Here is a 9,334-nt window from a genome sequence, read left to right on the forward strand (position 1 = left end):
TCCCCTCTCCCTCTGGGAGAGGGCTAGGGTGAGGGGCTATTCCTGACCCAACAAAAAGGGATCGCTCACCGCGATCCCTTTTTTTATCCCACCTGGCGCATTACCCCAGATTCTTGCCCAACAACGCGTGATACAACTCGCTGTCGCCGAGAATCCCCACCACATGATTGTTATCGTGCAGCACCAGCTTGTTGCCGGTCTGATAACGGATCTGCAGCGCGTCACGCATGCCGATGTTCGAGTCCACCAGCGTTGGCTTGCGCTCCAGGCCTTCCACCGCTTGCCCCGGTGCCCAGTTCTGCAGATTCAGCACTGAACCGTTCTGCCGTGCGCCTTTGATGGTGTTGCCTTCGGCCAGGTCCAGCCACGAGTCGCCGCCCGGATCGAGGCACACCGAACCGTTGATGCGTTTGCACTTGTCCAGGGTGCGCATCAGGCTGCGGCCGCAGAGCACGTTGAGCGGATTGGTGTGGGCGACGAAGGTGCGCACATAGTCGTCCGCCGGGTTGAGGACGATTTCTTCCGGCACGCTGTACTGGATGATCCGACCGTCCTTCATGATCGCGATGCGGCTGCCGAGTTTGAGTGCTTCATCGAGGTCGTGGCTGACGAACACGATGGTTTTGCTCAGCTTGCGTTGCAGTTCCAGTAGTTCATCCTGCAGGCCCTGGCGGATCAGCGGGTCGAGGGCCGAGAACGGTTCGTCCATCAGCAGAATGTCGGCGTCCATGGCCAGCGCGCGGGCGAGGCCGACGCGCTGCTGCATGCCGCCGGAGAGTTCGTCGGGCTTCTTGTTGCGCCATTGGGTCAGGCCAACCAGTTCGAGTTTCTCATCGACCAGTTTCTTGCGTTCCTTCTCCGGTCGACCCTGCATTTCCAGACCGAAACTGATGTTCTCGCGCACTGTCAGCCAGGGCATCAGGGCGAACTTCTGGAACACCATGGCAATGCGCTTGGTGCGCATCATCTTCAGCTCGGCGGGCGTGCAGGACGCGATGTCGATCTGACGGTTTTCATGCTCGACGAACAGCTTGCCACGGCTCACGGTGTTGAGGCCGTTGATGCAGCGCAGCAGGCTCGACTTGCCCGAGCCGGACAGGCCCATCAGCACGCAGATCTCGCCTTTGTTGATGTCCAGCGTGGCTTTTTCCACGCCGACGATCTGACCGGTCTTCTTCAGGATCTCGTTGCGGGTCATGCCCTGATCGAGCAGCTTGAGTGCCTCGCGCGGGTCCTTGGAGAAGATTACGTCGACGTCTTCGAAGCGAATTATGCTCATGCGTCACCCCCTACTTTAGCGTCGGGTTGTTTGCAGATACGGTCGAGCATGATCGCCAGCAGTACGATTGCCAGGCCTGCTTCGAAGCCCAGCGCAATATCAGCAGTGTTCAGTGCGTTGACCACCGGTTTGCCGAGTCCGTCGGCGCCGACCAGTGCCGCGATCACCACCATCGACAGCGACAGCATGATGCACTGGGTGATGCCGGCCGCGATGCTCGGCATGGCGTGCGGCAGTTCGATCCTTGAGAGTAATTGGCGACGCGAGCAGCCGAAGGCCTTGCCGGCGTCCATCAGTTCTTGCGGGACATCACGGATGCCCAGGTAGGTCAGGCGGATCGGCGCCGCGATGGCGAACACCACTGTGGAGATCAGGCCCGGAACCACACCCAGCCCGAAGAGGGTCAGGGTAGGAATGAGGTAAACGAAGGTCGGTACGGTCTGCATCAGATCGAGCACCGGCCGCATCATGGTGTAGAACATCGGTTTGTGCGCGGCGACGATGCCCAGCGGCACGCCGATCAACACGCAGACCAGGGTGGCGAACAGCACCTGGGCGAGGGTTTCCATGGTTTCCTGCCAGTAACCCAGGTTGAGGATCAGCAGGAACGAGGCGACCACGAACGCGGTCAGGCCCCACTTGCGTTGAATCAGATGGGCAATGATGGCAATCAGGCCAATCAGCACCAACGGGTTGAACCAGGTCAGCGCAAACGTCACGCCGTGGATCATCGTTTCCAGTGTCACGGCGATTGCGTCGAAGGTGTTGGCGCCGTGTTGCGTCAACCATTCGACGAAGCCCGCGATGTACTGGCCTAAAGGTATTTTCTGATCAATCAGCATGGTAGTGAACGTCCGCATGCAAGGAAATTAACAGCCCGGGCAGGCACGCCTGCCCGGCATAAGCGGTGCCTTTCAAATCAAGGCGCGAGCTTGGCTTTCACGGCCTCCAGGCCTGGTTTACCGTCAATGGTGGTCACGCCAGCGAGCCAGGTATCGAGCACCTGTGGATTCTTTTTCAGCCAGGCCTTGGCGGCCGCGTCAGGCTTCATCTTGTCGTCGAGAATGTTGCCCATCAGTTCACTTTCCATGTCGACGGTGAACTCCAGGTTTTTCAACAGCTGACCGACATTGCTGCATTCTTCGGCGTAACCCTTGCGGGTGTTGGTCGCCACGGTGGCTGCGCCGAAATCGGGGCCGAAGAAGTCGTCGCCGCCGGTCAGGTACTGAATCTTGAAGCGCTTGTTCATCGGGTGCGGCGCCCAGCCGAGGAAGACCACGGCGGTGTCGCGCTTCTGCGCCCGGTCGACTTGCGAGAGCATGCCGGCCTCGGAGGATTCGACGATCTTGAAGCCTGCGGTTTTCAGGCCGAAGGCATCCTTGTCGATCATGCTCTGGATCAGCCGGTTGCCGTCGTTGCCCGGCTCGATGCCGTAGATCTTGCCGTCGAGTTCTTTCTTGAATTTGGCGATGTCGGCGAAGTCATGCAGGCCTTTGTCGTACAGGGCTTGCGGCACGGCGAGGGTGTATTTGGCACCCTTGAGGTTGGTGCGCACGGTGTCGACGGTGCCGGCATCGCGATACGGCTTGATGTCGTTCTCCATGGTCGGCATCCAGTTACCGAGAAACACGTCCATGTTCTTGCCGTCGGCCAGCGACTTGTAGGTCACGGGCACGGAGATCATGGTGGTTTTGGTCTTGTAGCCGAGGGCGTTGAGAACAACGGAAGTGGTGGCGGTGGTTGCGGTGATGTCGGTCCAGCCGACATCGGAGAAGTTAACGAGGCTGCACTGTGCCGGTTCTGCGGCTTGCGCCAGTAACGGCAGACTCAGCAGGGCGGCCAACAACAACGACGGGGAACCTTTCATGGATGGACTCCTTGGTGTTTTTTTTGGCAGTGTTCCGACTGTGGACCACCGCACTTATGGGTTGCGGTTGGTGGCGTTCTGACGACAGCTCTACCGCAGCGCCTTGCAATCGAGTCATCCCGATCATGTACCAGTGAAAATCTGACGCCTACAGGGAGGGTCGTATCCAGTACAGGGATGGTCGCTTCCAGTGTCGGTGACGTCGCTTACAGCTTTTTTCCGCCCCCGATGACCTGCTCAACGGCATAAAAACGGCGTATTTGCGGGGCGAAAACGTAACGACGCTGCTGGACATGACTGCGTCGGTGTCAGACGCCGAGCGCGCCGACAAAAGCCCGATGATGCCGGCATTCGGCGGATCGCAGCTTGAGCGTAGCAGCTCCGCCAGCGGGCGCTTTTGCCGCCCGGACCGGTATTCTCAGGAGCTTCGCAGCAATGGCTATCAGCGTTTTCGACCTGTTCAAAATCGGCATCGGCCCTTCCAGTTCCCACACCGTCGGGCCGATGCGCGCCGCCGCACTGTTCGTCGAGTCGCTGCGCGGCAAGCATCAGCTGGAACAGGTGCGGCGCATCGAGGTGCAGTTGTTCGGATCGCTGTCGGCCACCGGCATCGGTCACGGCAGCGACAACGCAGTGATCATGGGTCTGATGGGCGAGTGGCCGGACGCAATCGACCCGGCGCAGATCGGCCCGCGCATTCAGGCGCTGCGCGAAACCCATACGCTTTTATTGGATGGTCGCCTGTCGGTGCCGTTTGTGTGGGCGCGGGACATGCGCCTGATCGATGAAAACCTGCCATTCCATCCCAACGCCATGACGCTGGTGGCCGAAGGCGAGTTCGCTGAGCTGCACCGTGACACCTACTATTCGGTCGGCGGCGGCTTCGTCGTTGATGAGGCGCAAGCGTCCAGTGGTGTGGTCGATCTGGATCGCACCGAATTGCCCTACGATTTCTCCAGTGCGGTCGAGCTGCTGGAGTTGTGCAAAACGCACAACCTGCGCGTTGCCGAACTGATGATGGCCAACGAAAAGGTCTGGCGCAGCGAAGAAGAGATCCGTGCCGGGCTGATGAAACTGTGGCGGGCGATGCAGGATTGCGTCGAGCAAGGCCTCAAGCACGAAGGCATTCTGCCCGGCGGCCTGAACGTGCGGCGGCGTGCGGCGAAGTTGCACCGCAGCCTGCAAGAGCTGAATAAGCCCAATGTCATCGGCTCGACCCTGAGCGCGATGGAGTGGGTCAATCTGTTCGCCCTGGCCGTCAATGAAGAGAATGCTGCCGGCGGGCGCATGGTCACTGCACCGACCAACGGCGCGGCGGGGATCATCCCGGCGGTGCTGCACTACTTCATGAAATTCAGCGAGGCAGTCACCGACGCCAACGTCGTCGACTATTTCCTCGGCGCGGCGGCAGTCGGCATTCTGTGCAAGAAGAATGCGTCGATCTCTGGGGCCGAGGTGGGCTGCCAGGGCGAGGTCGGTTCGGCCTGCGCCATGGCAGCGGCGGGGCTGGCGGAGATTCTCGGCGCCACGCCCGAGCAATTGTGCAACGCGGCGGAAATCGGCCTGGAGCACAATCTGGGCCTGACCTGCGACCCGGTCGGTGGCCTGGTGCAGGTGCCGTGTATCGAGCGCAATGCGATCGCCGCCGTGAAAGCCATCAACGCGGCGCAAATGGCCCTGCGCGGCGACGGTCAGCACTTTATCTCGCTGGACCGGGTGATCCGCACCATGCGCGATACCGGCGCCGATATGCATGACAAATATAAAGAAACTTCGCGCGGTGGCTTGGCGGTCAGTGCGGTTGAGTGCTGAGCCAGCCACACCGAGGTGGATTCTTCGCGAGCAGGCTCGCTCCCACAATAGATCTCCAGTGAACACAATATTTGTGAACCCCAGATTCCAGTGTGGGAGCGAGCCTGCTCGCGAAGGCGCCAGACCAGTCAAAACTGCTCAACAAAAGAACACCCCAATCCAGCCACGCCACCTTTTGGCGCGTCGCAATCAGACAAGCGTCACTGTCAGTCGTGACTTGTCAGTCGCTACTCGACCGTCCGTCGTCCGTGCTTGCGGTGACACTCTGTGCAAATCCGCTGCAGGCCAGTTCCCACAAGTGCTACCGATCTGCTCACAGGCTGCGCGGCAGGGCTCTCGTGGCGCTTGATGGCACTTCGAAATGGCATGTTCCGAGGTCTCGTATAGACGCGTCGCGAGGTCGTTTTCAGGAGTTATTGAATGGCCGTCCAATTTCAGGCACGGCAATTGCTCTGTCATAACAAAGCCTGCTTTCTCTGTGAGACGCGGGCAATAACAAGAGCCTCCGCCTGAGGCCGCCACCCGCTTTGTGTGAGGAGATACCGCGATGACGTCGTTCAACTCCGGGGCCCAACCCCAGAACCGTGCGCCTCAATCCATCGGCTTTCTGCTGCTGGACAATTTCACGCTGATTTCCCTGGCGTCCGCCGTTGAGCCGCTGCGCATGGCCAACCAGTTGTCCGGTCGCGAGCTGTATCGCTGGAGCACCCTCACCGTCGATGGCGGCCAGGTCTGGGCCAGTGACGGTCTGCAGATCACACCCGATGCCTCCATGCACAAAGCCCCGCCTCTGGACACGGTGATTGTCTGCGGCGGCATCGGCATTCAACGTACCGTAACCCGTGAACACGTCTCGTGGCTGCAAAGCCAGGCGCGCCAGTCCAAGCGCCTGGGCGCGGTGTGCACCGGCAGTTGGGCGCTGGCCTGCGCCGGTCTGCTCGACGGCTTCGATTGCAGCGTGCACTGGGAATGTCTGGCGGCGATGCAGGAAGCTTTCCCGCGGGTGGCCATGAGCACACGGCTGTTCACCCTCGATCGTAACCGCTTCACCAGCTCCGGCGGCACCGCGCCGCTGGACATGATGCTGCACCTGATCAGCCGCGATCACGGTCGCGAACTGTCGGCAGCGATCTCGGAGATGTTCGTCTACGAGCGCATCCGCAACGAACAGGATCACCAACGTGTGCCGCTCAAGCACATGCTCGGCACCAACCAGCCGAAGTTGCAGGAAATCGTCGCGCTGATGGAAGCCAACCTGGAAGAGCCGATCGATCTGGATGAACTGGCGGTGTATGTCGCGGTGTCGCGTCGACAGCTGGAGCGGTTGTTCCAGAAATACCTGCACTGCTCGCCGTCACGCTATTACCTGAAGCTACGCCTTATCCGCGCCCGGCAACTGCTCAAGCAGACGCCGATGTCGATCATCGAAGTGGCGTCGGTGTGTGGTTTCGTCTCCACGCCGCACTTCTCCAAGTGCTATCGCGAGTACTTCGGCATCCCGCCGCGTGACGAGCGCGTCGGCTCCAACACCACCCAGCAGGTGGCGATGCTGCCACTGCCGCAGGCCATCGTGATGTCGCCGCTGTCGGGGCCGATGTCAGCGCTGAGTCAGGCGCGCAATGAGTCGACGTTTGCCAGCGTAAGGCTGTAAAGCAAACGATCGCAGCCTTCGGCAGCTCCTACATTTGGAATACGTTCCCCTGTAGGAGCTGTCGAAGGCTGCGATCTTTTGATCTTTTCTCAGGCGCTGTGGGACTGCTGATAATCCGAGAGGGCCGGCAACAACTGCTTGTCGATCGCCTGACGCACCGCCGGCTGAATGCTGGCGCCGCTGGTGTACATGTCCTTGACCATCTTGCGCAGTTCGAATGCGCGAACATTATCCAGGCCACGCACCGCACACTCGCAGGCCTGCTCGGCGGTGGTACCGCTCGGCACCTGAATACCCAAGGCCTTGAGCTGGCCCAACAGATCTTCCTGGTCAATCAAATCGGCGTACATCATTACGCAAATCCTTCTGTGGCAACGGAGGTCTTGGCTCGATTCTGGTGGCCCCGACCGGACGCGGCAAGGGCGTTTTGTCGCGGTGGCCGGGACGACTATGAACAGGTCGTTTTCGGCTAACCGACTGAATGGACGACTAGGCACACTGGCCCCAGCTCGCTTCACGAAGGTTTGGTCACCCTCGCCTGGCAGCTCCTCAACAGTACCCTCCTCAGCTCCGATCCTGTCACGGCTTGATCGGAGTTTTTTTTGCTTGTGAATCAGCCAGAGATTTGTTGTTCCCGCTGACGCTTTCGCGAGCAGGCTCGCTCCCACTTTGCAATGCGTACCCCTGTGGGAGCGAGCCTGCTCGCGAAGAACGATGACGCGGTTCAACGTTGCAACACCAGAACCCGCGACAACAACTCATCCCGGTCGACATAGCAGCCCTGAAAATGCCGCGCCCCGGTCGCTGGATCAAAGGCATTGCGCGCATGCAGCGTGCGGCGGTTGTCAAAGCACCACAACTCGCCCGGCTTGAGCCGCTGCATCAGCCGAAACCGCGGCTCGCGGGTCATCGCAATAAAGCGCCGATAGGCTCGATACAGCAGCGGCATCTGCGCCACCGACGTATCGAACGCCCCGCGCAGAAAGTTGGCCATGCGAATCTCCGCCACCCGGCCCAGCGCATCCACAGCGATGATCGGCGCCAGGCAGCGATAGTCGCTGTGCCGGTCCTTGTTGCGAAATTCCACGGGGATTTCACACAGGGCCTCAAACAGCTGCGGCTCCTCCTGACGCAAGGCGTCGGCGATCGCAAAACCATCGACGAAAATGCTCTCGCCACCCTCGGCATCATTCACCAGGCAATGCAGAAATTGCAGCCCCGGTTGCAGCTCGCGAGTCGGCAAATCCGTGTGCAATGGCAGGTTGAAGGCGGTGTAGGCGTTGCTGTCGGCGTCGGCTTTGGATTGCACATTGAACAGCACGCCGAAGTTGCTTTCGCGAATGAAGGAAATCCGCTGCGCGATGAGCTTCAGCGAGCCCGGCTCTGTGGGCACGCCGCGCACTTGGGTCAGGCCGATGTCGCGCACGGCGAGCAACCATTGCAGCAGCGCGGCGTTGTCGTTCATCAGCGCGGTGTAGTCGAACACCGGCAACTGCAGATCGCTGTGCCACAATTGGGGCTGCGGTTTGCCGGCCAGGCGTTCGGCGCGGGATTCATCGTCATAGGCATGTGCGCGCAACCAGCCCGGGTCAAAGCGGCTGAGGTGACCGTCCTGCCAGTCGATACGCAGGCAACCATCGCTGTCGATGCGCGTGGCCAGCGGTCGCAAATCCTCTGCGGCATCGACGCTCTCGAAAACCTGCTCGCGAGTGACGCTGTAGACACATTGATCACACGGGCAATTGTCGCGCAGCCATACGTGGTGAAACGGGCTGACACGCCCGTCAGCCCATTCGATAACAACGCGATCCGCCAGACCCTGCACGCCACCGAGCGCGCTGATCAACGGATAAGTACGAAAATCGGCAACAGCGACGGCGGTATTCATGGCGGCTCCTTGGCAGTGGGGGGGATTTACCGAGCGGGTGGCAGCGCGATCACGCGGCCGATGTAAGCGGGAGCGGGCAGGTCGGTCTGATCGGCGACGATGGCTTGCAAGCGATGTAACGTATCAGGGCTGAACGGCGCCGAGCGCGGGCCGGCGAGGTCGACGTGCAAAAGCATCTGTTCATTGCCGGCCAACTCTTGCTCATCGCCGACCTTGTGCAGGCTGTGGTAGAGGTGCAGGCGCTTGCTGTCGTGGCCGATGATTTGCGTGCGCACTTCCACCTCGGTGTCGAGCTTCACTTCGTGCAGATAATTGAGGTGCAGCTCAAGGGTGAACAGCGAGTGGCCGCTGGCCTCGCGGTTGCTGCTGTCCATGCCGAGGCGGTCCATCAGGGCATCGGTGGCGTAGCTGAAAATCAGCAGGTAGAAGGCGTCGCGCAGGTGGCCGTTGTAGTCGACCCAGTCGGGGATGATGCTGGTTTGGTAGGTGGTGAGGTGGGGCATGGTTTCGGTTCCAACATTGATGATGACTGGACTGCCGTCTTCGCGAGCAGGCTCGCTCCCACATTGAAATGCGTTTACCTGTGGGAGCGAGCCTGCTCGCGAAGAGGCCGGAAGCGCTCTGCAAGGTCTATTCGCTGAAACTCATTCCATGCTTTTCCTTGGTGGTCTTCACCGCTTCAAGCACCGCCAGCAAACAATCATCACGATAGCGCTCCAGCGCGGAAATGCTGTGCCGACCGAGCTGATCAGTGGTGCCATCGACCACATCATCGATCAACCTGTCGGTCAGCTCCGGTGCCGGCAGATACGTCCACGGCAACTGCAACGCCGGGCC

8 protein-coding genes and 1 pseudogene are annotated in these 9,334 nt (G+C 60.5%); 2 read left to right on the forward strand and 7 right to left on the reverse strand.

Annotated elements, in window-relative coordinates; genetic code table 11:
* Positions 1–100 precede the first annotated feature (100 nt).
* The 3 genes from choV to D6877_RS18230 all read right to left on the reverse strand — a co-directional run bounded on the left by choV (position 101) and on the right by D6877_RS18230 (position 3,146).
* Positions 101–1,279 (reverse strand): choline ABC transporter ATP-binding protein, encoded by a 1,179-nt coding sequence (gene choV / locus D6877_RS18220; RefSeq protein ID WP_016772804.1) that lies wholly within the window; start codon positions 1,277–1,279, stop codon positions 101–103.
* Positions 1,276–2,121 (reverse strand): choline ABC transporter permease subunit, encoded by an 846-nt coding sequence (gene choW / locus D6877_RS18225; RefSeq protein ID WP_016772805.1) that lies wholly within the window; start codon positions 2,119–2,121, stop codon positions 1,276–1,278. The genes choV and choW overlap by 4 nt, the downstream gene beginning before the upstream one ends.
* A gap of 77 nt (positions 2,122–2,198) precedes the next feature.
* Positions 2,199–3,146 carry a choline ABC transporter substrate-binding protein gene (locus tag D6877_RS18230; RefSeq protein ID WP_016772806.1) on the reverse strand — a complete coding sequence of 316 codons (948 nt, stop codon included), beginning with the start codon at positions 3,144–3,146 and terminating at the stop codon, positions 2,199–2,201.
* A gap of 435 nt (positions 3,147–3,581) precedes the next feature.
* On the opposite strand from D6877_RS18230, the gene D6877_RS18235 reads away from it, so the two are divergent.
* Complete coding sequence (locus D6877_RS18235; protein ID WP_130911672.1) at positions 3,582–4,958, forward strand: L-serine ammonia-lyase; 1,377 nt, start codon at positions 3,582–3,584, stop codon at positions 4,956–4,958.
* 547 nt (positions 4,959–5,505) lie between these two features.
* A complete protein-coding gene (locus tag D6877_RS18240) occupies positions 5,506–6,609 on the forward strand; it encodes a GlxA family transcriptional regulator (protein ID WP_007949927.1) in 1,104 nt (367 codons plus the stop codon).
* A gap of 89 nt (positions 6,610–6,698) precedes the next feature.
* Here D6877_RS18240 and D6877_RS18245 read toward each other — a convergent pair whose 3' ends face one another.
* The 4 genes and pseudogenes from D6877_RS18245 to D6877_RS18265 all read right to left on the reverse strand — a co-directional run.
* On the reverse strand, positions 6,699–6,962 hold the full coding sequence (locus D6877_RS18245; protein WP_016772808.1) for a hypothetical protein: 264 nt from the start codon (positions 6,960–6,962) through the stop codon (positions 6,699–6,701).
* Positions 6,963–7,333: 371 nt separating this feature from the next.
* Complete coding sequence (locus D6877_RS18255) at positions 7,334–8,497, reverse strand: gamma-butyrobetaine dioxygenase (RefSeq protein ID WP_130911673.1); 1,164 nt, start codon at positions 8,495–8,497, stop codon at positions 7,334–7,336.
* 26 nt (positions 8,498–8,523) lie between these two features.
* Positions 8,524–9,000, reverse strand: coding sequence for a thioesterase family protein (locus tag D6877_RS18260; RefSeq protein ID WP_130911674.1), 477 nt, complete (start codon positions 8,998–9,000; stop codon positions 8,524–8,526).
* A gap of 127 nt (positions 9,001–9,127) precedes the next feature.
* Positions 9,128–9,334: pseudogene (locus D6877_RS18265) on the reverse strand (L-carnitine dehydrogenase); the annotation flags it as partial.

This window comes from Pseudomonas sp. Sample_9, from assembly GCF_004307535.1.
In the GTDB taxonomy this organism is placed as follows: domain Bacteria; phylum Pseudomonadota; class Gammaproteobacteria; order Pseudomonadales; family Pseudomonadaceae; genus Aquipseudomonas; species Aquipseudomonas mercuritolerans.

Bases quoted from the DNA above. Each gene is read 5' to 3' on its own strand.
- choV (WP_016772804.1), bottom strand. From the start codon at position 1,279: ATGAGCATAATTCGCTTCGAAGACGTCGACGTAATCTTCTCCAAGGAC.
- choW (WP_016772805.1), bottom strand. From the start codon at position 2,121: ATGCTGATTGATCAGAAAATACCTTTAGGCCAGTACATCGCGGGCTTC.
- D6877_RS18230 (WP_016772806.1), bottom strand. From the start codon at position 3,146: ATGAAAGGTTCCCCGTCGTTGTTGTTGGCCGCCCTGCTGAGTCTGCCG.
- D6877_RS18235 (WP_130911672.1), top strand. From the start codon at position 3,582: ATGGCTATCAGCGTTTTCGACCTGTTCAAAATCGGCATCGGCCCTTCC.
- D6877_RS18240 (WP_007949927.1), top strand. From the start codon at position 5,506: ATGACGTCGTTCAACTCCGGGGCCCAACCCCAGAACCGTGCGCCTCAA.
- D6877_RS18245 (WP_016772808.1), bottom strand. From the start codon at position 6,962: ATGATGTACGCCGATTTGATTGACCAGGAAGATCTGTTGGGCCAGCTC.
- D6877_RS18255 (WP_130911673.1), bottom strand. From the start codon at position 8,497: ATGAATACCGCCGTCGCTGTTGCCGATTTTCGTACTTATCCGTTGATC.
- D6877_RS18260 (WP_130911674.1), bottom strand. From the start codon at position 9,000: ATGCCCCACCTCACCACCTACCAAACCAGCATCATCCCCGACTGGGTC.